This window comes from Thermoflexus sp., from assembly GCF_042408365.1.
Classification (GTDB): domain Bacteria; phylum Chloroflexota; class Anaerolineae; order Thermoflexales; family Thermoflexaceae; genus Thermoflexus.
The window spans coordinates 20,916-45,671 of the sequence record NZ_JBHOQJ010000213.1 but is presented as its reverse complement, the minus strand read 5'-3'; the positions used below and the strand labels follow the sequence as shown (position 1 = coordinate 45,671).

20 protein-coding genes are annotated in these 24,756 nt (G+C 61.7%); 10 read left to right on the top strand and 10 right to left on the bottom strand.

The features are described from left to right. Positions 1–113: 113 nt before the first annotated feature. The 6 genes from ACFMO5_RS10175 to ACFMO5_RS10150 form a co-directional block, all read right to left on the bottom strand. Positions 114–1,565, bottom strand: a complete 1,452-nt coding sequence (locus ACFMO5_RS10175) for an ABC transporter ATP-binding protein (protein ID WP_376792637.1) — start codon at positions 1,563–1,565, stop codon at positions 114–116. A gap of 346 nt (positions 1,566–1,911) precedes the next feature. Beyond that, positions 1,912–3,204 carry a BMP family protein gene (locus ACFMO5_RS10170; protein WP_376792636.1) on the bottom strand — a complete coding sequence of 431 codons (1,293 nt, stop codon included), beginning with the start codon at positions 3,202–3,204 and terminating at the stop codon, positions 1,912–1,914. Between the two features lie 241 nt (positions 3,205–3,445). After that, a complete protein-coding gene (gene dcd, locus ACFMO5_RS10165) occupies positions 3,446–4,003 on the bottom strand; it encodes a dCTP deaminase (protein WP_376792635.1) in 558 nt (185 codons plus the stop codon). 190 nt (positions 4,004–4,193) lie between these two features. Beyond that, positions 4,194–5,081: a PH domain-containing protein gene (locus ACFMO5_RS10160; protein WP_376792634.1), complete on the bottom strand. Its 888-nt coding sequence runs from the start codon at positions 5,079–5,081 to the stop codon at positions 4,194–4,196. Continuing rightward, complete coding sequence (locus tag ACFMO5_RS10155; protein WP_376792633.1) at positions 5,078–5,737, bottom strand: winged-helix domain-containing protein; 660 nt, start codon at positions 5,735–5,737, stop codon at positions 5,078–5,080. Before ACFMO5_RS10155 ends, ACFMO5_RS10160 begins: the two co-directional genes overlap by 4 nt. 381 nt (positions 5,738–6,118) lie before the next feature. After that, positions 6,119–7,483, bottom strand: a complete 1,365-nt coding sequence (locus tag ACFMO5_RS10150) for a nodulation protein NfeD (protein ID WP_376792632.1) — start codon at positions 7,481–7,483, stop codon at positions 6,119–6,121. Between the two features lie 551 nt (positions 7,484–8,034). Between ACFMO5_RS10150 and ACFMO5_RS10145 the strand changes: the two genes are divergently transcribed. The 9 genes from ACFMO5_RS10145 to ACFMO5_RS10105 all read left to right on the top strand — a co-directional run bounded on the left by ACFMO5_RS10145 (position 8,035) and on the right by ACFMO5_RS10105 (position 17,078). Further along, the gene (locus ACFMO5_RS10145) at positions 8,035–9,129 is read left to right on the top strand and encodes a M24 family metallopeptidase (protein ID WP_376792631.1); all 1,095 of its coding nucleotides are present in this window, start codon (positions 8,035–8,037) and stop codon (positions 9,127–9,129) included. A 64-nt stretch (positions 9,130–9,193) separates the two neighbouring features. Beyond that, positions 9,194–10,237, top strand: coding sequence for a hypothetical protein (locus ACFMO5_RS10140; RefSeq protein WP_376792630.1), 1,044 nt, complete (start codon positions 9,194–9,196; stop codon positions 10,235–10,237). Positions 10,238–10,335: 98 nt separating this feature from the next. Continuing rightward, positions 10,336–10,551, top strand: a complete 216-nt coding sequence (locus tag ACFMO5_RS10135) for a hypothetical protein (protein WP_376792629.1) — start codon at positions 10,336–10,338, stop codon at positions 10,549–10,551. Positions 10,552–10,764: 213 nt separating this feature from the next. Beyond that, the gene (locus ACFMO5_RS10130) at positions 10,765–11,757 is read left to right on the top strand and encodes a 2-hydroxyacid dehydrogenase (protein WP_376792628.1); all 993 of its coding nucleotides are present in this window, start codon (positions 10,765–10,767) and stop codon (positions 11,755–11,757) included. A 576-nt stretch (positions 11,758–12,333) separates the two neighbouring features. Then, positions 12,334–13,347, top strand: coding sequence for an N-acetyl-gamma-glutamyl-phosphate reductase (gene argC / locus ACFMO5_RS10125; protein ID WP_376792627.1), 1,014 nt, complete (start codon positions 12,334–12,336; stop codon positions 13,345–13,347). An 11-nt stretch (positions 13,348–13,358) separates the two neighbouring features. Beyond that, positions 13,359–14,087: an acetylglutamate kinase gene (argB, locus tag ACFMO5_RS10120; RefSeq protein WP_376792626.1), complete on the top strand. Its 729-nt coding sequence runs from the start codon at positions 13,359–13,361 to the stop codon at positions 14,085–14,087. A gap of 4 nt (positions 14,088–14,091) precedes the next feature. Then, a complete protein-coding gene (locus tag ACFMO5_RS10115) occupies positions 14,092–15,282 on the top strand; it encodes an aspartate aminotransferase family protein (RefSeq protein ID WP_376792625.1) in 1,191 nt (396 codons plus the stop codon). A gap of 32 nt (positions 15,283–15,314) precedes the next feature. Then, positions 15,315–15,770, top strand: a complete 456-nt coding sequence (locus ACFMO5_RS10110) for an N-acetyltransferase (RefSeq protein ID WP_376792624.1) — start codon at positions 15,315–15,317, stop codon at positions 15,768–15,770. A 75-nt stretch (positions 15,771–15,845) separates the two neighbouring features. Then, positions 15,846–17,078, top strand: coding sequence for an argininosuccinate synthase (locus tag ACFMO5_RS10105; RefSeq protein WP_376792623.1), 1,233 nt, complete (start codon positions 15,846–15,848; stop codon positions 17,076–17,078). Positions 17,079–17,460: 382 nt separating this feature from the next. On the opposite strand, the gene ACFMO5_RS10100 is transcribed toward ACFMO5_RS10105, so the two are convergent. From ACFMO5_RS10100 to obgE, 4 genes are all read right to left on the bottom strand, one after another. Then, positions 17,461–18,693: a radical SAM protein gene (locus tag ACFMO5_RS10100; RefSeq protein ID WP_376792622.1), complete on the bottom strand. Its 1,233-nt coding sequence runs from the start codon at positions 18,691–18,693 to the stop codon at positions 17,461–17,463. Between the two features lie 31 nt (positions 18,694–18,724). Continuing rightward, entirely contained in the window at positions 18,725–19,726 is a 1,002-nt protein-coding gene (locus ACFMO5_RS10095) for a carbon-nitrogen hydrolase family protein (RefSeq protein WP_376792638.1), read from the bottom strand. 296 nt (positions 19,727–20,022) lie between these two features. After that, the gene (gene nadD, locus ACFMO5_RS10090; RefSeq protein ID WP_376792621.1) at positions 20,023–20,643 is read right to left on the bottom strand and encodes a nicotinate-nucleotide adenylyltransferase; all 621 of its coding nucleotides are present in this window, start codon (positions 20,641–20,643) and stop codon (positions 20,023–20,025) included. A gap of 59 nt (positions 20,644–20,702) precedes the next feature. Continuing rightward, entirely contained in the window at positions 20,703–21,998 is a 1,296-nt protein-coding gene (gene obgE, locus ACFMO5_RS10085) for a GTPase ObgE (RefSeq protein ID WP_376792620.1), read from the bottom strand. Between the two features lie 339 nt (positions 21,999–22,337). Between obgE and ACFMO5_RS10080 the strand changes: the two genes are divergently transcribed. Beyond that, positions 22,338–24,680: a PEP/pyruvate-binding domain-containing protein gene (locus tag ACFMO5_RS10080; RefSeq protein ID WP_376792619.1), complete on the top strand. Its 2,343-nt coding sequence runs from the start codon at positions 22,338–22,340 to the stop codon at positions 24,678–24,680. Positions 24,681–24,756: the final 76 nt, after the last annotated feature.

The following is a 24,756-nucleotide window of genomic DNA, read 5'->3' as shown; positions in this document are numbered from 1 at the left end:
CCTTCGGCAGCCCCCACCCCACGAGGGGAAATTACCATCACCGAATGGAGTGACCACTAAGGGCAAGCGATCAGTCAGGAGCCGTCACCCTCAGGGAGTTTCATGGGTTGTTCTCACCATCCCCGTCCGGCGATCATATGGCCGAGCCGATCCAGTGTCAGCCCTTCGACCTCCATCGGCTCCGAGATCCGACCGCTGAAGAAGACCATGATCCGATCGCAATATTGTAACAATTCTTGAAGATCGGAGGAGATCACCAGTATCGCGGCGCCTGCCTGTGCCCGTTCCTTCAGCCGTCGCCAGACCCACAGGCTGGATTCCACATCCAGTCCGCGCGTAGGGTGTTCCAGCAACAGCAGATGAGCGGGTGTCCGGATCAGCGCCAGAAGGGTTCGCTGTTGATTTCCACCAGAGAGGGCTTCTACAGGGGTCTCCGGCTTCCCCCGGATATTGAAATCCCGGATTCGACGCTGGGCCTCCAGCCGCGCCCGTTCCCAATCGATCAAATGCCGGCCATTCGGATATACCAGCTCGAAATGTTCCGTGAGGGTGAGGCCGGGGATCAGCCCTTCCTCCAGGCGGTTGGCGGGCACGAAAAGGACTCCAGCTTCAAGGAAGGCATGATAGGATTTTCCGGTGAGATCTTTCCCTCGCACTCGGATGGATCCCTCCCAGGGGCGAACAAGGCCCGCGCAGGCGCGCATAAACAGTTGCTGACCGCTCCCTTCCATCCCTGCCAGCCCGATGATTTCCCCGGCTCGCACCGTGAGGTTCGCCCGGCTTAACCGGAGCCGGTGGTCGCCTACGACGAGCTCCTGGACCTCCAGAATCGGCTCGCCGGGAGGGATGGGCTGACGTTCCGGCATGGGGATCGATCGGCCGAACATCATTTCGATCAGGCGCTGGGGGGAATACGGGGGTGTCGCCTCCCCTGCCAGACGGCCCTGACGTAACACGGTGACCCGTTGGCAGAGCTCCTTCACCTCTTCCAGTTTGTGGGTCACAAAGATGATTGTCTTCCCCTCTCCCGCCAGACGGCGCAGGGTGTTGAAAAGCTGAATCTTTTGAGGCGCGCTAATGCCTGTTGTGGGCTCGTCCAGAATCAACACCTGGACCCCGCGGCCGAGAAGGCGAAGCAGCTCCAGTTGCTGACGTTCTCCCACCGTCAGGCTATCGACCCGGGCCTCTGGGTCCAAATCGAACCCGAACTGGCGCGCCAGTTCCTGCAAAGCCCGTCGAGCTCCCCGACGGTCCAGCCAGAATCCCCCCTCATAGCCCAGCATAAAATTATCCAGAACGGACATGGCTGGGAAGTCCATAGGATCCTGATGGAGCATCCCGATCCCATATTGGAGACCTTCCGCTGGGGAGGCGAAGCGAACGGGTTGCCCGTCCAGAAAGATCTCCCCACGATCCGGCCGCAGGTAACCGGAGAGGATCTTCATCAACGTTGTCTTGCCCGCTCCGTTCTCCCCAAGAAGGCCATGGATGGTGCCTGCCTCAACGGTAAGGCTCACATCCTGGAGAGCTCGCACAGGCCCAAAGGACTTGTATATGTGACGCATTTCTATCTTCATAATTACATTCCTTGCAAAAAGTTTCGCGAATTAAGAACCGTCCGGTGGTCTCTCCGAAGGACGTGGATTGATCTGATGATCTTGTGAATGCGGACGCCCCGACCCTCTGAGGCACCTGCAAGGGGTGCCCCTACGGAAGGTGTGAATGCCGATTGTAGGGGTAGGTCTTGTGCCTGCCCCAGGCCTTGTGTCTGGCCTTGGGGCACCCAGTGTGGGTGTCCCTACCATTATTTGAGTTTAGCAAAAAGGGGCGGCCAGGGGACCGCCCCTTGTACAAGATCCAGAACCGCTGCAAAAACTCGAAGAGGGGTCATGCGCCTGGTCGGGCTTGTATCTACTTTGTCGGGACGCTCTGGCCTTCCATCCCCTCCAGCAGCTGAGGGAGATACCAGATCTGCTGTGGGGTGGCTACCTTCCCTTCCTCAACATACAGCGTGCCATCCTGCAGCCGGATGGGCCCCTTCCACAGCTGGATCGATCCATCCCCCAAACCCTTGATGAATTCATCCAGCTTGGCCGAGGCCTCTGGGCTGAGCGCCTTCCCCTTCAGGAAGCCCACATAGCTCGTGTCCGGGTTGTTGATATCCTTCCAGTCTGGTCCCACCCAGTCCCAGGACGGCTTCCAGGTGCCCTCCAAGGCCGCTTTGATGTGGGCCAGATAGGCCGGACCCCAGTTGAAGTACGGCACGCCCAGGCAGACATCAGGGGCTTCCTCGCAAGCGCCGATGTAGTCATAGGGGATGGCCCAGATCTTTTTACCTGCCTGGGTCGCCTTGGCCGCCTCCCGCAAGGCCTCTGTGGTGTCGATGCCCGAGATGATCACATCATAGCCGGAGTTGATGAAATCCTGGGCCACTTGAGTAGGATCCGCGGTCACGCCAGGGATGTGGAACCAGAAGCCGATCCAGGTCACCTTGAACTTCAGATCGGCTGCCGGCTTGCCCAGATAATGCTCCCAACAATACTTCGCTCCCAGGTAGGCGGAGGCCGCCAGGCGGCGGGTCTCATCGTTGATCAGCGGCCCCAAGTAGCCGATCCGACCCGTCTGGGTGGTCAGAGCCGCGGCGCAGCCGGCGATCATCTTTCCATACTCCATCTGGCCCATCACATTGGCCAGGTTGGGGATGCCTTTGTAGTTCTTGCCTTCCTTCCAGGCGTCATCGCCGGAGGCGTGAATCACGATGATATCAGGGTGCGCCTTCGCGAACTTGATGGCTTCATCTTTGTGGTCGTCCGAGTTGAAGATGATCACCTTCGCGCCTTTGGCCACCAGCTCCTCCGCCAGTTGCGAGGCGGTGGTCCCCGGGCGATCGGCGGGGTTCACCTTATCAATATAAAGCATCCGGGCTCCAGGGAGTTTCTGCTCAACATATTTGCCACCCTCATAATGGGCCTGGCTCCAACCCCGATCATTGTAAGGGCCGACGAGAAGCATTCCGAAGATGATCTCCTTGGGCGCGGCGGTGGGGGTCGGTTGGGGCGGAGCGGCGGTGGGGGTCGGTTGCGGGGCGGCAGGCGCAGTCGGGGTCGCAGGGGCAGGCGTGGCGGGTTGGGCGCACGCCGCAAGCACCAGAGCCATACCCAGGAAGAAGCTCACAGCGATCCATCGATGTCGCTGAGGAACCATCTTCTCCTCCCACTGTGGGGATTTGTCTTTTATTTTAATGAGTTGGATTAAGCTCCGCAACGGGGTTTGGGACTTTTTCGGACTTTGCAAAGTTCTAACAAAGACGGCATGACACTGGGGACGCGAATGGTCTCTCCTCCTTGTCTTCTCCCTCCCCGCGACCTGAAGGGCCGCGGGGAGGGGGAAGAAAAAAATTTTTTCAGGGGCTGGGCCAGGGGCCTTCTTACCTACGAGCGGCCGTCTATCGCACGCGGGGGATGGTGATGCCCTGCTGGTTCTGGTACCGGCCGCCTCGGTCTTTATAAGAGCGCTCGCAGACCTCGTCCGCTTCAAAGAAGAGCACCTGGGCGATCCCTTCGTAAGCATAGATCTTCGCGGGCAATGGCGTGGTGTTGCTGATCTCCAGGGTAAGATACCCTTCCCACTCCGGTTCCAGGGGGGTCACATTGACGATAATCCCACAACGAGCATAGGTGGATTTCCCCACACAGACCACCAGGACGTTCCGGGGGATCCGGAAGTATTCGACGCTCCGAGCCAGGGCGAAAGAGTTTGGGGGGATCACACAGACTTCACCCCGCAGATCCACAAAGGAGCGGGGGTCAAAGTTTTTTGGATCCACAACGGTGCTATAGACATCTGTGAACACCTTGAATTCATCGGCAACGCGGATGTCGTATCCGTAGGAGGAGAGCCCGTAGGAGATCACCCCAGGCCGCACTTGAGAGTCCTCAAAAGGCTCGATCATTCGGTGCTTGAGGGCCATCTCACGAATCCAGCGGTCGGATTTCAAACCCATTGTTCTCTCCTCCTCTGGATCGGATGATTGGCTGTCACAATCATGTGGATATTGACTTCCACCTTGCTTTTTTCTATGAGGGGCGGGCCGCGTCAGCAGCCCGCCCCTCATAGAAATTCCACGCGTAAAAAGACCACCACTACAGATCGAGGAGACTACCCCCATAAAACTTCAAAAGATCAGCCGGGAATCATCGCACGATTTGAATTAAGGCACCGAAGAGCAATATCTGAACGAGCAGCCCTACCAGCCACAGGCCGTAAGCCGCAACCCGTTCCTGTTCATGCAGCAGGCTCCCCAGGCCTGCATGGATGATCCAGGTCAGGGCGCCCAGGAGCGGGAGGCGCGTCAAATGAATCGCTGGGCTGAACAGCGCCCCGGAGGACCCCTCCAGACGCACCGCCGAGGGCAAGCGCGGAAGCTGCACACAGATCCAAAGCCACATCCCCCACAGCACAAGTCCGGCGAGCGCGATAAGAGCCCAAGCGTTCCGATCCTCCCAGATCGCCCGCTGACGCCACTTGGGGAAGATCGTCGTCTGCTGTAGGCGTTGCGTGGGCCCCAGGGCCATCCTCTGGGCCGCGGCCTCCATAAACTTCTCTGGGTTTACCGGCGAGATCGCGTAGATCACCACTTCTGTGATCACCCAGAGTTGTCGGGGGAGGTCCTCGGTGGCGAAGAAGAGGACCGGCCGGTTCTCTTCCACGGCCCATGCATGTCCCACATAAAGGCCAGGCCAGCGCAGGCCTCGCCAGCTCCGGATCGCCCGAGGAGTTGTCGGGCCATGGCGCAGCTCCTGAATGGTATGGATCGGGATCACATGGACGGCCGGCCACCACGTCACCGTCAACCCATTGCGATCCAGGTAATATCGGGCCGATTGTAATCCCCGCAAGATATAAGTCACCCCTATGGCGCCGATCAGGGCCAGCGCTGCCGCGGTGGATGCCAACGCGATCCATGGCGAGGGCGGACGGGTCAGGGTGAGGACGCTGCCGGTGATCGCGATCAGGCCGAACCCGCTGAGCAATGCGTATCCGATCCATAACCCCCGCCGTCGGTCCGGCCGCTCTGTCATTCCCCCTCCTCCGGCGAGGTCAGCATGTAACCAAAGCCGCGAACGGAAACCAACACCTCTCCCCGCTCGGGGTCCAGCCCCAGACGCTTGCGGATCTGCCGGATATGAACTTTCAACAGCTCCCGGGCCTCTGGGTCATCGGCCTCGATCCCCCAGACTTCCCGCACCAAATCCGCGTGGGAGACCACCTGGCCCGCCCGACGGGCCAGGACCGTCAGGATCTTGAATTGAAGGGGTGGGAGCTGCACCGGCTGGCCGCGCCAGATCACCTGCTTGCGCCCATGATCAATGATTAGGGAACCCACCCGCATGACGTCCCCAGCGGTCCAGGTCTGGAACGCCCGCACGGATCGGGCCAGCCGGTCCCAGACCCAATTCTGATCCGTGCTTTCCAAAGGACAAATTAAAGGGAGAGGCGAACATCCCCGTAGGGCGCTGAACAGCCCCCGACTGTTGCGCTCCAGCCACTCCCGATCGGCCACGATGACGTCAGGGATCGCTCGCGCGATCCAGGAGAGGACCCCCCGCAGATCCGGCGCATAATGGGCCACATGTCCCATCTGGACTGCGTTCCGAAGTAGCCGCTCTCCTATTTCCAAATCCGGGTGAATGATCAGCACCCGCAGGCGATCCATCTCGTTCCCGATCCCGGCCATTGTTGGGGTCTCTCATTTCGTTGGGATTGGACTATACGTTTTGTGCAATAGTGCACACCTGCGTTCCTCCGGCGTGTTGCTCCTTGCGCGGCGGTGGTCTCCCTGGAGGGGGAGGATGATCCGACGGCCTTGCGAATGCGGGCACCCCTTATGAGTGTCCCAGCCCCATCCTACGGCCACCACCCATAGAAGTTACGTCGTTCGGAGTCCGCGAGAGGCGGGAGCAGGCCCGACCTCCCCGCCTCCTCCCTCCCCACAGCCCTTTGGGCTGTGGGGAGGGAGGAGGCGAATGGTTTGGGGCAGAGCCCAGGCGCCAAAGGCGCCCGGCTCCTCCCCCAACTTCGCTGAACAGCGACTATCCTCAACGGATGCGAGGGGTTTTTATGCCCTCTGGGATGCGGATTCCCGGTTTGCGGGCGGAGCCGCGGGGCCCGATGGGTCAGCAGGCGGCTCCCACTTCCGCACTCGTAAGCGGAGACCTTCCACTCCTACCACCTGAACGGAAGTGCCGGCCGCTATCATACCCGATTCGCTCTCCGCCGTCCACAATTCGCCCGCCACATGCACCATTCCGATCGGATTGAGATCCGTGCGGGCCTCCCCAAGGCGCCCGATGAGGGATTCCACCCCCATCACACTGGGCCGGCGCTGCGCCTGAAGCGCCTTCGCCACAATGAACCCGAAAAACCCTGCCATGGCCAGCCCAGTGCCGCCCGCCACCCATGGAGAAAGCGGTGGGAAGGGGGAACGCGCCACCGGGGCGAACAGCACCAGCGCCCCCGCGATGAAGGTGGCGGTCCCCACGGCCGTCAAAGCCCCATGGGTCGGTGCCTTAACATCCAGGATGAAGAGGACGATCGCGACAGCGATCAGCAGCAATCCCAGCCAGTTGACCGGCAGCACCCCGATCCCATAGGCTGCCAGCAGCAGACACACCACCCCGATGAACCCCGCGATCCAACCGCCCGGGCTGGAGAGCTCGATGAGAATGGCCTGTATCCCGATAGCTAAGAGGATGAGGGCAATGTTCGGATCCACCAGGCGGTGGAGGATTTCCTCCACAATGTTCATTGGGAGCGGAACAATGACAGCGCCCATGGTGTGGAGGGTGCGCGACTGGCCCTGCACGGAAACGGCCCGCCCATCCAGCTGGCGAAGCAGATCCTCCGGATTCTCCGCGATCCCATCGATCAAACCAGCGGTCAGGGCCTCCTGCGCGCTCACCGCTTTCGCCGATTCCACCGCCGCTTCGGCCAACTTTACAGCATCCGGCCCTCGTCGTTCGGTCAGGCTGCGGACCTGGGCCTTAAGGATCTCCTTGACCTTTTGGCTGAGGGTCTCCGGGAGCTCCTCCCCTTGGCCGCCCACCGGGGAGGCGGCCCCAATTGCGGTCTCCGGCGCCATCCACGCGAGATGCCCAGCCAGTGTCACCAGCGTCCCGGCGGATCCAGCGATCGCCCCGCGCGGGGCCACATAAACGATCACGGGGACAGGGCTCTCGCGGATCATGGAGACCAATCGTAGGGTGAGATTAACCTCGCCGCCTGGAGTGTTCAGCTGAAGGACGATCGCCTCAGCCCCCTGATCCTGGGCGTTCTCGATTCCGCGCCGGAGATAATCCGCCACCACAGGCGTCAGCGCACCCTCCACTCGTAGCCACAGCACCCGTCGAGCCGATGTTTCCTGAGCCCAACTTCCCCATCCGATCAACCAGAGCACCCAGACCAACCAGAGAAACCGACGCATCGTTGCTCCTTTCTCGCATCCTGCACGAAGAATGCATCTGTGAGCGCAACTGGCTTGCCGATCCCTGTCTCCATCGACAGCTTTTCCTGAGGGAAAGCCGCGTTCCTCTATAGCTGATTCTATCTCTTTTTAATCCTCGTGCATATGTGCGTTCTATAACTGTTGGGAGAGCTAGTGCTTCTTCTACTTTTGGTTTGAGGATATGTGGTGGAGAAAGCGAATGACCCCACTCCCCTGGATCCCCCTTTCCCACGGCCCTTTGGGCCGTGGGAAAGGGGGATAAAAATATCTTGGGGGCGGGCCCCTTTGGCGCCCGGCCCGCCCCCAAATTCCCCCACAACAATCGATGGCATAATTCTTAAATCAAATGTGGAGGAGACATTATTCCCAAAGCTTAAGCAGACAAGGCATTCGTGAATGAAGGGAAGGAAGCGGAGAGGGAGCCATGCACGGAACCTGGCTGCTCTTGCCCAGGGAAAAGAAATCGATTACGATATGGACTTAATCAGGCCCTGCGTAGGGGATGGCAATCTCTCTCTGGAGTGTTCGGAATGGCTCCAGCGCATCGAGAACGAGTGGAAGCTGTGCGCCGCCGGATGGCGGAGGAAAACCTCGAGGCGATTTTTATTACCCATCTTCCTAACATCCGTTATCTTTCCGGTTTCACGGGCTCCGCGGCTGTTCTCTGCATCACCCTGACTCAGGCCTGGATCCTCACGGATTTCCGCTACTGGGAGCAGGCCACCCGTCAGGCGCCGGATTTCACCCTATATCGCCTCCAGAGCCGACGCTTTGTGGAGATTCTCCCCGAGTTCCTGAGGGAGATCGGCTCGCCCCGTCGCGTGGCCTTCGAGAGCGCTCACCTCACGGTGGACCAGTGGATATCTTGGAAAGAGGCTGTGCCGGATGTGGAATGGGTTCCCACTAAAGACTGGATCGAGACGATGCGGGCAGTCAAGGATGAGGAGGAGCTGGCCCGCATGCGGGAGGCCGCTCGCGTCGCGGATGCCACTATGGCCTACCTTCGCCGACGGCTGCGGCCAGGGATGACAGAGCGCGAGGTGGCCTGGCTGGCTGAGCGATACCTGCGCACCCACGGCGGGGAGGATGTGGCTTTCGATGTGATTGTGGCCTCTGGTCCAAATGCCGCAATGGCTCACCATCATCCCGGGGATCGTCCGTTGAAAGTCGGCGAGCCGATCATTGTGGACCTTGGGGCGCGGGTGGATGGCTATCATTCCGATATCACCCGGACCTTCGTTCTGGGCCGTATGCCCCGACGCTTTCGAGAGCTTTACACTATTGTCCTGCGCGCTCAGGAGGCTGCGATCCGAAACATGCGGGCGGGGATGCGAGGCAAAGAGATCGATGCGCTGGCCCGATCGGTGATCGAGGAGGCGGGCTATCAAGAGGCCTTCGGCCATGGCTTGGGCCATGGAGTCGGGTTGGAAATCCATGAGAAACCCTCCGCTGGGCCCATCGCGGAGGACCCCGTCCCCGCAGGCGCGGTTCTCACCGTGGAGCCAGGGATCTACCTCAGCGGATGGGGCGGCATTCGAATTGAGGATATGGTGGTCATCGATACGGATGGCGTGCGGGAGATCCTGACTCGTGCCTCCCGAGATCCGTTGATCCGAGCGCGGTGAATCCGAACAGCGCTTAGCTCTGGTGCCGGAGTGGCAGGCGACCGAATTTGGAAGGAGGTCCGCCGTGAAAACGATTCTGCAAGCCTTGGGGATCATGCTCAGACCGTATCGACAGACCCTGCTGATCGGAGCGGTGGCCTTCGTGGTTGGGCTGGCTGCCGGCCTGATTTATGGCTGGTACATCGCCCCGGTGGAGTGGACCGACGCCGCGCCGGTGGATCTGCGGGTTGACTACCGGGCGAACTACCTCCGCCTGCTGGCCGATGCTACCCGAGCAGGGTTTCTGCGTCCGGAGGACAGCGTCAATTGGCTGGGGCAGCGGTGGAACCCCCGCGACGCTGCCCGGGAGATCCGTCGTTTGGCGCAACAGGAGACCGACCCAGCCCGACGGGGAACCATGGAGCGGCTGGCAGGAGTTTGGGAGCAGGCTCCCGCGCCTTCCCTCCCCGCTCGGGGAGGCGGCGTCTCCGTCACTTCATGTCTGATCCCGCTGGTCGGTCTGGCGCTGATCGCGATCGCTGGTCTCTGGGTCCTGCGTCGTCCGACCCCCAGGGCTGCCCCCCGTCGTCCAGGCCCGGCCGCTCCCTCCATCGGGTCAGCTCCCGAGCCTGCTGTCATCGAACGTCCAGGCCCCGTGGAAGCCTATCGGGAGACCTGGGAGCCGCCTCTCTCCCAGCATCAGGTGACGTATAAGCTGGGAGATGACCATTTCGATCTCTCCTTCCCGATCGAACTGCCGAATGGGGAGTTCCTCGGGGAATACGGGGTGGGGATCTCCGAGACCATCGGGGTTGGCGATCCTGCCAAGGTGACCGCTTTCGAAGTTTGGCTGTTCGACAAGAACGATATCAAGACGGTTACCAAGGTGCTGGCTAGCGAATACGCTTATCGAGATACAGGGCTTCAGGCCCGGTTGCGGCAGAAAGGGGATCTGGTGCTGGCATCTCCTGGGGCGATCATCGAGCTGGAAACCCGGGATCTGAGGCTGCAAGCCCGGGTTATAGAACTGGAATATGGCACCGGAGCGCTGCCGCCCAGCAGTTTCTTCGCCCGTCTCACATTGGACTTGGCTGCCTGGCAGAAGCAAGAGGAATCCGCCACACCGTGAAGATTTTCTGGGAGGGGCAGGCTGCGTAGCCGGCCTGCCCCTCCCAGAAAATTCATTTCAAGTGGGCAAAGCGACATCTAAAGATTAAGGAGCTTCCGATGTTTCCGAACGATCCGGAAGATGAGTTCATGATGGAGACCCTGGCGGAGACGGAGCACTTCACCCTCTGGCGCAGCGCTGGCGATGATGGCCAGTCCCTTTTTCACCTCGAGCTGGGCAACGTTTCCATCCACCTGACTGAAGAGGAGTGGGAAGAGCTGGTGGAACTGGTCGATCAGGCGGTGGATGCTCTGGAGAGCGGTGGGGCTGGATAGGCCCATGGGATGGGGATCTGCCAGTGGATTCTCATCCCCCATTGAATTTGGGGATATCGAGGAGAGGGGTTATCGGCCCTTCCTCTTCTCTTCCCTCCCTGCCGCTTAAAAAGCGGCAGGGAGGGAAGAGAAAAATCCCTCAAGGGTTGAAGGCTGCCCAAGGCGGCCCCTAACCCCTAAAGATCCCCATAGTCCATCAAACGGAGGCCTGCCATGGCGAAACCCAAAGTTTACATCACCCGGCGGATCCCGGAGCGGGCCTTTGAGATCCTGCGGGAACATGCGGAGCTGAAAGTCTGGGACAGCGACCTGCCGGTTCCCCGAGAGGTCCTGCTGCAGGAAGTGGCAGATGTCGAGGGCCTGCTCTGTTTGCTGACCGAGAAAGTTAATGCCGAGTTGCTGGACGCAGCGCCCCGACTCAAGGTGGTCAGCAACATGGCGGTCGGTTTCGACAACATCGACGTAGCCGAATGCACCCGGCGAGGGATCCCGGTAGGGAACACCCCGGGAGTTCTCACGGAGGCCACAGCCGATCTCACATGGACCCTCTTGCTCGCGGCGGCCCGTCGGATCCGGGAGGGCATCGACTACGTGCGAGGGGGTCACTGGGTCACCTGGGGCCCGCTGCTCTTGCTGGGGCAGGATGTCTACGGTGCGACGCTGGGGATCATTGGCATGGGGCGAATTGGGACGGCGGTGGCCCGGCGCGCGAAGGGGTTCCACATGCGCATCCTGTATCACGATGTGCGTCGGAACGAGGCCGCCGAGGCCGAGCTGGGAGCGGTCTTTGTGGATCTCGACACCCTCTTGCGGGAAAGCGACTTCATCACCATCCATACGGATCTGAACCCGAGCACTTATCGGATGATCAACCGAGAGGCCTTTGCCAAGATGAAGCCTACGGCGGTCCTGGTCAACGCCGCCCGTGGCCCGATTGTGGACACGGAGGCGCTCTACGAAGCTCTGAGGGAAGGACGGATCTTCGCTGCCGCTCTGGACGTCACGGATCCGGAGCCCCTTCCTGCTGACCATCCCCTCCTTCAGCTGCCGAACTGCATTGTGGTTCCTCACATCGGGAGTGCGACAGTGACCACTCGAAATCGTATGGCGGAGCTCGCCGCCCTCAACGTTCTGGCTGGCCTCCGGGGCGAGCGGCTCCCCCATTGCGTGAACCCGGAGGTTTACGAACAGCCCCGGGGCACATAACCCATTGCACTGTTGTGCGATGGGCTGAGAAGCCCTGCGCGCACCCGCGTCTCTCTTGACAAGATCCGGGTTGCGGATTATCATTTTCCTTAAATTATGGAGGCTCGCAAGATGCTGGACGCAATGATCCGCTTCCCACGCATCCGTCGTCCAGAGACCCTGCCGGGCATCGGGTCCGGTGCGGGGAGGCGGGTTATTGGCCGTTGATTCCAGACGGTGATGTAATGGATTCAAACCCCCCGGGCTCCGATGCCCGGGGGGTTTTTATTTTGATGGTCAGCACGAAGGGCTCAACGGGAGATTCGCCTGCCCAACCGGGGCTGAGGCGCGTAGCAGGCATGGCCCCTGCCAAGCCCGCGGATGCCAGGCCCCGAAGCAGTGCTTCATCCCCTTGAGTTTTTGGGGATAGGCAGTGGAGGGACGAATGGCCCCTCCCTGCGGCCCAAAGGGCGCGGGGAAGGGGGAGAGAAAAACCTTCGGGGGTTGGGGGCCGTTTGTAGTCGGGCGCTTCGGCGCCCGTTTTGGGTAGTCTTCTCAATCCCCGAAGATCCTCAAGAACTAGTAGGAGGAGCCAGGATGATCCGGGTCGGGATCTACGGCGTGAGCGGATACGCTGGGTTTGAGACGTTTCGGTTGCTGCAGCGCCACCCAGCGGTGAAGATTGTCTTCGCGGCTTCTGAAAGCGGCGCTGGGAGTTCCCTCGCGCAGCTGTTTCCCGTTGTGGAGGATTTCCCGGTGGTGGGTTTCGCGGAGGCCCCACTGGATCAAGTGGACGCGGTGTTCCTCGCCCTGCCCCATGGGGTCTCCGCACCAGTCGCCCGCCAAGCGCTCGCCGCTGGGGTCCGGGTCATCGACCTCTCCGCGGATTTCCGCCTGAAGGATCCTGTTGTGTATGTCCGCTGGTACAAAGAGGAACACCCTGCGCCCGACCTACTCCCGGAGGCGGTCTATGGCCTGACGGAGTGGAATCGCCCAGCGATCCGCTCCGCCCGCCTCCTCGCCAACCCGGGTTGCTACCCCACCGCGACCCTGCTGGCTCTGCTCCCCTTGGCCCGCGCCGGGGCCATCGGCCCTGGCCCGATCATCGTGGACGCCAAATCGGGCGTCTCCGGGGCGGGGCGTAAGCCTTCCTTGACCACCCACTTCGTCGAGGTCGATGAGAATCTTTCTCCCTACAATATCGGCCGCTCCCACCGGCATCTGCCGGAGATCGAGCAGATGCTTTACGCGATGAACGGAGCTTTGGGCCCGCTGGTCTTTTCCCCCCAGCTGCTCCCGGTGGCACGGGGGATCCTGGCCACGATCTACGTGCCCCTGGCCTCCGGTTGGACCGAGGGGATGGTCCGGGATCTGTTGCTGGAGACCTATCATCGGGAGCCCTTCGTGAAGGTGCTGCCGCCGGGGGCCCTGGCGACATTGCGTCATAGCGTGGGTACCAATCTGTGTGTCCTCTCGGTGACGGGCGTGCCGGAGGCCGGCATGGTGATCGTGACGGCTTCCATTGACAACCTGATCAAAGGGGCCGCCGGGCAGGCGGTCCAGAACCTGAATGTGATGTTCGGCCTGGAGGAGACGGCCGGACTGAATTGAGGGAAGACGCGATGCGGGTGATCAAAATCGGGGGAAACGAGCTCGACCAGCCCTCTTTTGTTGAGGATCTGGTCGCAGCTCTGAAGGAGATGTCGCCGCTCCCCATCCTGGTTCACGGGGGAGGGAAGGCGGTGAGCGCTTGGCAGCAGCGGGTCGGCCTCACGCCGCGTTACGTGGGCGGCCTGCGGGTGACCGACGACGAGACGCGGGAGCTGGCGGTGATGACCCTGGCCGGGCTGACCAATAAGACCCTGGTGGCGGCCCTGGCCCAGGCGGGTCTGCCCGCTCTGGGGCTGTGCGGGGCGGATCTAGGCTTGGTGCGGGTGAGCCCCCTGGCCGATTTGGGGTGGGTGGGGAAGCCGGCAGCAGTGAATGTGGATCGCCTCCGGCGCTGGCTTGCGGAAGGGCTCCTGCTGGTGATCGCCCCGATCGCCCTGGGGCCGGGCGGGCTTTATAACGTCAACGCGGACCAGATGGCCGCGGCCATCGCCGCCGCCCTCCCCGCCGATGAGCTGGTTTTCCTCACGGATGTTCCAGGGGTTCAGGTGGAGGATGCCATTCAACCTTCGCTGCGCGCCGAGGAGATCGAAGCCCTGATCGCTGCCGGTGTGATCCGCGATGGCATGGTCCCTAAAGTCCGCTCGGCGTTGGAGGCGCTGGCCGCCGGGGTGCGGCGGGTGCGGATCACCCATCTGGCGGGGCTTCACGAAGGGGGCACTGAAATCCGAAGGGAGGGATAAGCGGATGGATCCCGAAGCCGTTGTGGCGCTTGCGGAGCGGGTTCTGGCGCCGACCTATCGACGGCCGCCGGTCCTTTTCACTCACGGCGAGGGGATGTATGTGTACGACGCGTCCGGCCGGAGATATCTGGACTTTGTGGCCGGGATCGCGGTGTGCGCCCTGGGCCACGCGGACCCGGGGGTCGCGGAGGTGATCGCGGCCCAGGCCCGGCGTTTGGTTCACCTCAGCAACCTTTACCACACGGAACCTCACCTGCGCTTGGCGGAAGCTTTGGTCGCCCACAGCTTCGCTGACCGCGTCTTCTTCTGCAATTCCGGAGCGGAAGCAGTGGAGGCAGCCCTCAAGTTCGCTCGGAAATTCGTGCGGACCCACTTCGATGATCGCAAGGTCGGATTCATCGCCTTCGCTCACAGCTTCCACGGGCGGACGATGGGCGCGCTTTCCGTGACGGAGAAGCCCGCCTACCGCGAGCCGTTCGCCCCCTTGGTCCCCGGCGTGACCTTTGTTCCCTTCAATGATATCGAGGCCGCGCGGGCAGCGATCACCCAGGAGACCTGCGCGGTGATTGTGGAGCCGATCCAGGGAGAGGGCGGGGTGCACGTGGCTGCGCCGGAGTTCCTGCAGGCCCTGCGGGCCCGATGCGATGAGGTTGGTGCTCTCTTGATCTTCGATGAGGTGCAGTGCGGCTTGGGGCGGACAGGGACGCTATGGGCCTATGAGGCCTATGGGGTGGAGCCGGATCTGCTCACGGTGGCCAAGCCGCTGGCGAACGGGCTCCCGATTGGGGCCGTGCTGATGAGGGAGAAGGTCGCGGCTGTCCTCCAACCGGGCGATCACGGCAGCACCTTCGCGGGTGGCCCCTTGGTGACGGCGGTGGCGCTTCATGTTTTCCAGCGCCTCTGCGAACCCATTTTCCTGGCCCATGTACGAGAGATGGGGGCCTATCTGATGGACCGCCTCCACGCGGTGGAGCTTCCTGGCGTGAAGGAGATCCGCGGCCGGGGATTGCTGATCGGGCTTGAGATCGAAGGGGATGCCCGGCAGGTGGTCGCCACCGCCCTCGAGCGGGGGCTGCTCCTCACCACCGCCGGCGACCACGTGGTGCGCATGGTCCCTCCGCTCATCGTGGAGCGATCCCATATCGATGAGGCGATCGCCATCCTTCAGGAATCCATGACAGCCCAATCGGCTTAAAGCTCATCTGGGAGTTGGAAGGAGGGGAATCCATGCGGATTCGATCCGCCTATCCGGAGGACATCCCGGCCCTTTATGCTTTGGTGAATCGTTACGCTCAACGGGGATGGCTCCTCCCACGAAGCCTGGAAGATATCGCCGCCACTCTCTCCGATTGGGTGGTGGCCGAGGCCGAGGAACGAATCATCGGCTGCGGCTCCCTGGTGTGGATGACGCCGGACCTGGTGGAGATCCGTTCCCTAGCAGTGGACGAAGCCTATCAGGGCAACGGCGTGGGGGGGGCGATCGTGCAAGCGCTGGTGGAGCGGGCGCGGGCCGCCGGGGCCCGCACCGTCTTCGCCCTCACCCGGGCGGTCCCCTTCTTCCAACGCATGGGATTCGTGATTGATGGACGCGAGCGTTTCCCCGAGAAGGTTTGGCGGGATTGCATTCATTGTCCGCTTCGCGAGCGATGCGATGAGGTGGCGGTGGTGCTGAGGATGGAATAGCCGATCGCCATGCGCTGAGGCTTTGTCACCTGGCTGGGCGATCGTTTCGTCCACTCTATCCTTTGGGAGGTGCCGATGGTTCGCAAGGTGGTGCTGGCGTATTCCGGCGGTCTAGATACCTCCACCATCATCCCATGGCTGCGGGAAACCTACGGGTGTGAGGTGATCGCCTTCTGCGCCGATATCGGCCAGGGGGCAGAGGAGATGAAGGGCATCGAGGAGCGGGCCTATGCCGGCGGGGCCTCCAAGGTGATCATCCGCGACTTACGAGAGGAATTCCTGCGCGATTATGTGCTGCCCACGGTGCAGGCCGGTGCAGTCTATGAGGGCAAATACCTGTTGGGGACAGCGATGGCGCGTCCCCTCATCGCCAAACATCAGGTCGAGGTCGCCCTGGCCGAAGGGGCGGACGCGGTGGCCCATGGGGCGACCGGGAAGGGGAACGACCAGGTCCGTTTCGAGCTGGCTTATCAGGCCCTGGCGCCGCATCTTCGGGTGATCGCCCCCTGGCGGGAGTGGTCCATCACCTCCCGACGGGAAGCTTACGAGTACGCGCGGGCCCACGGCGTCCCAATCGAATGGAGCACCAGCCGCTACAGCCGCGATCGAAACCTTTGGCACGTCTCCCATGAGGGCGGCCCTCTGGAGGATCCCGATTGGGAGCCGGAGGAGGATGTGTTCCTTTGGACGGTGGACCCAGTGAAGGCGCCCGATCGCCCAGAGACCATCACCTTGACGTTTGAGCAGGGGGTCCCGGTGGCCTTGAACGGCCAGCCGATGGGGTTGGTGCCCCTGATGGAAACCCTTAACGCCATCGGCGCGAAGCACGGGATCGGGCGGGTGGATTTGGTAGAGAACCGGCTGGTGGGGATGAAATCCCGGGGCGTTTACGAGACGCCAGGGGGCACCATCCTGGTGGAAGCCCTGCGGGCGCTGGAGACCCTGTGCCTGGATCGGGAGACCATGCATTTCAAACAGGGCCTGGCGCTGCGTTACGCCGAGCTGGTTTACTACGGCTGGTGGTTCAGCCCGCTGCGGGAGGCTATGGATGCCTTCGTGAAAACGGTGATGCGCAACGTCGCTGGGGAAGTCCGGCTCAAGCTTTACAAAGGGAACGTCTTCGTCGTGGGTCGGCGCTCGCCCTACAGCCTCTATCGAGAGGACATCGTCTCTTTCGATACAGTCGGAGCTTATGACCATAAAGACGCTGCCGGTTTCATCCGGCTGTTCGGGCTTCCGTTGAAGGTCCATGGCCTGGTCACCCGGGGCCTGCGCGGGGAGGCCCGCCTCCCTGAGGAGCGGGATTGATCCGCTCGGTAACGGTCATTTTCTCTTCGTGGGGTGCGGGCCACCGAAGGCGGCCGGCACCCCACGAAGAACCCCATTTCCTCCCCTCCCGGTGTGGTTTTACTGCAGAAGGAGAAACCCTTCCAGGGCTGGGGGCCGTTTATAGTAGGGCACTTATGAAATTGAACAAATTAATCCGGACACTCCACGCTGAGGATACGCTGTGAAGGAAGCGGGAGGCCCCAAACCCTATGTGAGTTAATTTTTAAAACTCCATCAGCGCCCGTTTTGGTAGTTTTCCCCACCCCTCGAAGATCCCCAAGGAAAACGGCTGGAAAGCATGTTCGATAGGGAGGTGAGAGAAAAAATCTTTTAAGGGTTGGGAGCCTTCGGCCCCTAGCCCCTAATATAAAAACGCCTCCAGGGCGTAAGGGGCCACCCGAGGGCCTTCCCCATCCGCGCGATGCAGGCCAGCGCGAATGGCTTCCGCTTGGGCCCGGCGCTCCGCCGGGGAAAGCGGGCGGATCCCCATGGCCTCGGCCATGGCCCGGTAGGGAGTGCCGGGGACTTCCACGAAATCCGAAAGATAAACGAGATCTCCTCGTCCCAAGGGCATCGCCTTCAGAACGGCCACGGTGTCTTCGACGTGGCCTGCCGCGAAGCGATCTCCACCGACGCCGATCATGATGATCACCCCTACCTGGAGGCCGGCACCCTTCAAACGCCGCACCGTTTCGATCATCTGCTCGGCGGTTGCCGGCTTGCGCAGGAAGGTCAAGAGCGGATCGTGGCCGCTCTCCAGGCCGATGTAAACCCGGCGCAAGCCCAGGGCACGCAGCGCTTCGTAATCGCCCACGGTTTTCTTCAGTCCGGTGAAACCATCCAAAAAAGCGTAGATCCCTGCGAATCCGTGCCTCTCCTCGCCATCTGCTCGCAATGGGAAAGCCCGCCTCAATCGCTCCAGTAGGGCCAACAAACGCGGCATGGGGATCGCCAGGGCGTTGGCGCTGCCCAGGAAGATCGTTCGCCGCAGCGATAATCCCTCACCGAAGAACGTGCGGATCGCCTCTAGGTGGGCCTCAAATTCCTCCGGCGATCGCACCCGGAAGGGAAGGGTTCGGTAGAAGCCGCAGAAAATGCACGTGTTGAATGGGCACCCGATGGTGGCCTGAACGACCAGTGAGAGGTATTGGTCAGGTGGGAGGATCCCGATGGGCGCGTAGACCTCCGCAAACCGGCGCGCATCCGCCTCCAGGGCCTCGAAGTCCATTTGGGAAGCCCGTTGAAGCACCCTGAGGGCGTCCAACCACGATCGCTCATCGGAAGGAGGGGTGATCCATCGGACAGGGCCGCTGGAGAGGATGGGCAGAAGGGATCGAAGCTGACGGGCGAGCCTGTCCTCCAAATCCCGAACTTCCTCCCGCGTCAGCCACCGACGTCGGGCCCCTTCCGGAGTTGCCTCTACGGCTTGAATCCGGTTATCCAACCCTCGACGGTAAGTCACCCCACCGATGGTGGCACTCCAGAGCCGGCCGGCCCGATCATAGGCGAGAACATCTTGCCCATAAAGATGGAGGGCGAGCGCACCCCGCTGCAGGTTCAACGTGATCAGGCCTTCAGCAGTCTCCAGGCGCATCATCGGATACTTCCCCCGTTACTGGGGCGTTTCACCCCCCAGGGTGCGGCACACGGGCTACTAGGATCTCCTCGGAATCCGCTTCTTTTGCGACCTTCAGGAAACCCGGCCTCGGACCGATGTCCCGGTAACCGCAATCCCCGGGGCCTAACTTTGGATCCCGCGCGAAGAGCGCGGATTGGCCATAAAAGGCCAAATCGAAGAGGGTTCCCGTCATCATCGGATTGATCGCATAGACGAACCGTCCCTCCTGAACAGTTGCCGCCCATGCGCCCCGCAGCCAGTCCGCTTGCTGCTCGGGAGTCCAGGGCCCTGGGTTCGCCGAAGGCTGGACCAGGATCTCGGCCCCCAGGCGAGCCAGCCGATCCCGCACCGGGGATTCCGGGGCGAAGGCGTCCAGACAGATCGCCATCCCGATCCGGCCGACCTCCGTAGCGAACACCTGGATCTGCTCCAGAGGGCCGGAAGTTAAATCCAAGCCCTGGGGGCCCTCCAGGTCGATCAGGGCGACCTTCCGTTGAAGGCCGAGTAGAGCGCCATCTGGTCCAAAGAGCGCGGCCGTGTTGTAAACGGCGGGGCCCCGTGGGCGCAGGTGTTCGAGATGGAAGGGGGAAGATTGAGGGATCTCCGCCAGCGGAGCGGAGCCCGCGGCCACATAAACTTGATATTTCCGAGCAAGGGTTGAGAAGGTCCTTAGATACAGCTGGGCCAACCGCGGTTGGATGGCCAACAGCAGGGCGCGGGCCCAGCGGACCCGGTAACGGAGTCGATGGTAAAGAACAGGGAGAAAGCGCTGACGGATGGCGAGGGCCATCGCCGCGGCCATAGAAGACTGTTCCGAGAGCGCCGGGGGAAGGACGGCCAACGCGCTTAGCAGTCCCACATCCTCGGGGAACGCAACCAGCGCTGGCTCCCCCGGATCCAGACCGGAGGTGGCCTGAGCCAGCAGCCCCTCGATCCGGGCGGCGAAAACGCTCGGAGAGCGGCCATCCTGGGCGGACCAGCGCATCTGGATGGCAACGAGCTGAACCATGCGGGCCACGTTTCTCCCCCACGCCTCGGACCGCTTGGGGGTTGAGTGCCGCCGAAGGCGGTCCCCAGCCTGGCTGTAGTGTTTCATCCAAATTTGATCTTTGGCATGGAGGTCTGGGGGCGAGCTGGGCGCCAAAGGCCCCCAGCTCGCCCCCGAAATGCTTTGGATCCCCCCTTCCCACGGCCCTTTGGGCCGTTGGCCTTCACCATATCCAACAGTAGTGAGCGATGCTCGTTTCCGCTTCGGTCTGCGAATGGAGCGGTCGCTATTCCATCTCTCGTCGCTTCGGTCTGGACTCACGCGGGCGATGAGGCCGCCGCGTTTCGATACAGGCCGTGGGCATAAATGTAGGCCTCCACCTCTGGAGGGACCAAGTAGCGGATTGAGCCGCCGCTCCGGATGCGCCGGCGCAGATCATGGGAAGCGATGTCCAGAAAGGGCGCGTCCAGCCAGATCAGTCGTTTGCTGATCCCCGGCAAGGCTTGTTCCAAAAGCGGCATATGAACCACGTACCCGGGCCGAGGCATCACGGCCAGCCAGGTCATCTGGATCAGGCGATGAGGGTCCCGCCATCGGGGGAGATCCACCAGAGAATCGGATCCCATTAGGAAAAAGAACTCTGCCTCTGAATAGATGGCCCGCAGGTAAACCAGCAGATCCACCGTATAATGAGGGCCCGGGCGATCGATATCGGCCCGGGAGATCTCAAAGAAGGGGTTACCCGCAATGGCAAGGGCCAACATATTCATGCGATGCTCAATCGGCGTGACCTCCGCTGCCAGCTTATGGGGAGGCTGCGCCGCAGGGATGAACAGCACCCGGTTCAGGCCCAGCTGGATCCGGGCCTGCTCCGCCAGCACCAGATGTCCGTAATGAGGGGGATCAAAAGTTCCTCCCAGCAGACCCAGGCGATTCATTCAAAGCGCTCCGAATCCTTTGTTCTCGGTAAGGCCTTGAGCGCTGGTTGAGTCCACCGTTATGAGCGCTTCCCGACATCGGCCCAATCCACCCATTCGAGCTCCACATCGCCGATATAGACGGTATCCCCGGGCTGGACCCCTGCCTGCTCCAAGGCCTCGATGACCCCCAAGCGCTCCAACTCCCGGTGCAGTTTGAGCAAGCCTTCCTCGGAGTCGAGGCGGGCCATCCGCACGGCTTTTTCCGCTGCCGTCCCCAGGACCCGCCATCCATTCCGTTCACGGATCACTCGGATCGGAGTCTCGCGCCGGAAGAGGGACGGCGTGGCGGGTTGCAAGGAGGGGAGGGGTGGGGCTTCCTGCAATCGCTTCCAGGCCTCCCACATCAAGGCTCGGGTGCCCTGTTTCGCCGCTGCGGAGATCGGGTGTATCGAAAGACCCTGGGCGGCGAAGGCCGCTTCCACCGCTGGCCATCGAGCTTGAACTTCGGGCAGATCCATCTTGTTGAAGGCGATGATCTCCGGTCGCCTCAGCAGGTCGGGGTTGTAATGACCCAGCTCGGCACGGATCGCCTTGTAATCCGCCATGGGGTCTGGGGAGAGCCCATCCAGCAGATGGATGAGGACACGGGTGCGCTCGACGTGGCGTAGAAAAGTCAGCCCGAGGCCCGCTCCCTGATGGGCTCCCTCGATCAGGCCGGGCAGATCGGCCAACACGAAGGAAGCCGTGTCATCCAGAACGACCACCCCCAGATGGGGATGCAGCGTCGTGAAGGGATAGTCCGCGATCTTCGGGCGGGCCGCTGTCACGGCGGCCAACAACGTGGATTTCCCGGCGTTGGGCTTGCCGATCAGCCCGACGTCGGCCAGGAGACGCAGCTCCAGGTGAAGGCGACGGAGCTCCCCTGGCTCCCCGCGTTCCGCGATTCGAGGGGCCTGATTCGTCGGGCTAACGAAAGCGGCGTTCCCCCGTCCACCCCGTCCGCCCCGGGCCACGACCACCGTCTGTCCGGGTTCCGTTAAATCCGCCAAGAGCTCCCCGGTCTCTGCATCTCGGACCACGGTCCCGGGGGGCACGTCTAGGATGAGATCCTCCCCGCTGGCTCCCGTTTTCCGCCCTCCCCGCCCATGGCGGCCGTCCTCCGCTCGGAAGTGGCGGTGGCGGTAATAATAAGCCAGGGTGTTCAGATGGGGGTTCACCCGCAGGATCACATCCCCACCCTTTCCTCCATCGCCCCCATCCGGTCCACCCATGGGGACGTATTTCTCGCGTCGGAACGAGACACATCCATCACCGCCGTCCCCAGCTTTCACTTCGATGATCACTTCGTCACAGAAAACCCATGGTTCGCCCATCGGAATCCTCCATATATCCTTTTCATTTTAAACCAGATCCAATGCAGCCGGGCGAAGGTCTTACCTTCATCCAGGGCTTTTCAAAGTTCTAACGAACTAACGAAGATGGCATAACGGTGGGGAAGGGGATGGTCCATCTCCCCTTTCTCCCTTCTCCCTGCTGCCCTTCAGGCCGCGGGGAGGAGGGAGAAATTTTTTCGGGGGCTGGGCCGGGGGGGAAGGCCCCCGAACCCCCCCAAATCTATTGAAAAGCTCTGCCGGCTGCCCCTAACGATGTTGACCGTCCCTTACGCCCGCGATATGCTCAAAATTCAGAATGCAACGGACGGTGGAGCTGAGATGGACGGTGAGCACGGGTATCCATGGCATTTGCCGCCGGCGCTAGCCTTGCATTTGGAAATCCTCCGTTATCCGATTCTGGCCCGCCGGATCCACGAGCGGATGCGCCAGGAGCTATTCGCACGTGGCATCATCACCCCTGAGGCCTTCGAGGCCGAGGTCCGGGAGAAGGCCCTGATCTCCCAGCGCCTGGAGGGCTTGACGGATCCCTTCGGTCAGGAATCGGCGGAGGAGTGGGAGGAACGGCTGGCTCAAATCCGGGACCAGCTCACGGAGTTCTATTTCGCTTACAACCTTCCCCACAGCCTGTTCGTGGAGATCGTCCGCTCGGTGTTGGAAGAGCGGGCGCCAGGGCATCGGCCGATCCTCTCCTTTAATCCTGAGCTCGCCCCGCTTGAGGCGCTCTTCGCTCAGGCGGAGGCCTATGAAGCGGTTCCTCCCGAGCAGCGCAAGGCTGTGCTTCCACACTTGAAAGAGATCCGCGTCGTCCTCATTAAGAGCATCATCAGCGATCAGCTGGCCTTTGTGGGGATCGCCCGAGAGCATTTCACCGCAGCGGATCTGCGAGCGATCTACGATCGGCGGATCGGCCAAGGGAAGATCGGAGGCAAGGCAGCTGGGATGATGCTGGCCTGGCGGGTCCTCCAGCAGTCAGATCCTGAGGATCCTTTCCCTCTGGCTGAGCGGGTGAGCATCCCGGAGTCTTGGTTCATCGGAGCCGATGTCTTCTACGAGTTTATGGAGCGCAACGGGTTGCTTCCCTATCTGAACCAGAAATACAAGAGCGAGGAGGAAATCCGAGCGGAGTTCCCTGAAGTGCAGCATGCCTTCTTGGAGAGCCGCTTCCCAGCGTGGTTTGTGCAGCGGCTGCGAGATCTTCTTCGGGAGATCGGCCCCCACCCATTGATTGTGCGCTCCTCGAGCCTCCTGGAGGACAACTTTGGGGCCTCCTTCGCGGGGAAATACGAGAGCCATTTCTGCCCCAACCAGGGCTCCTTGGAGGAGAACCTGGAGGCGCTGCTGACGGCCATCAAGCGGGTTTATGCCAGCGTCTTCCACCCGGACCCGCTGATCTACCGGCGGCATGTGGGCTTGGTGGATTATGATGAGCGAATGGCGATCCTGCTCCAGAAGGTGGAGGGAGCCCGCTATGGGCGCTACTTTTTCCCACCAGTTGCCGGAGTCGCCTACTCTCGCAATCCCTTCCGATGGAGCCCGCGTATCCGACGGGAGGATGGCTTTGTGCGCATGGTGGTCGGGCTGGGCACCCGCGCGGTGGAACGGGTGGCCCATGATTACCCCCGAATGATCGCCCTCAGCCATCCCGGCCTACGACCCGAGAAGGATCCGCAATCGATCGCCCGCTACGCCCAGCATTTCATTGATGTGATTGACATGGAGGACAACAGCTTTCGGACTCTGCCGATCGCGGAGGTCTTGGAGGGGGATTATCCGGGCTTGGCCTATCTGGCATCGGTTCACAAGGGGGACTACCTTCAGCCTGTTCTTGGACGCAATGTGGACCCGCGCTCACTTGTGATCACTTTCGATCGTCTACTCCAGGAGACGGACTTTGTTCCCCTGATGCGGGCTGTGCTGCGCAAACTGGAGCGTTATTACGGACGACCGATCGACGTGGAGTTTGCTGTCCTCCTGGAAGGAGGACGACCACCTCGTCCTATGCTCCGGCTACTGCAATGCCGCCCTCAAACCGATCGGGAGCAGGCAGCCAGCCCACGCGTTCCGAAAGATATCCCGGCGGAAGACATCCTGTTCACTTCTTACCATATGGTGCCTTATGGAACTGTGTATGATATCCGTTACATTATCTATGTGGATCCGATGATCTATACTCGAATCCCATCGCTGAGCACTCGGTTAGAGATCGCACGGGTGATCGGGCGGCTGAACCGGCGGCTGACGGGAGAACGGTTCATTCTGATCGGGCCCGGCCGCTGGGGGAGCGCGAATCCCTATCTGGGAGTGAAGGTGGGCTACGCGGACATTTATAACGCCCGGGCCCTGGTGGAGATCGGGCTGCGGGGGGCCCAGGGGACGCCCGAGCTCTCTTATGGAACGCATTTCTTTCGCGATCTGATCGAGGCCCAGATTTACCCGCTAGCCATTCTTCCAGAAGATGAGCGGGCGATCTTCCAAGCCGATTTCTTCATTCGGGCGCCTAATTGTTTGACGGCACTGCTGCCAGAGGAGACCCCTTATGAGCCCTATGTGAAAGTCATCGATGTCCCTCAGGCGACGGGGGGACGATATCTGCACCTCGTGATGGATGGCGATCATGAGGAGGCGATGGCCTATCTGGGGCCGAGGCGAGGGGAATCGTAGATCATCCCGTGGCGATCTTCAGGATCGCTGCCGCCCGTTCCCGAGCTAGGGATCTGGACCTTGGACCAACTCGTCC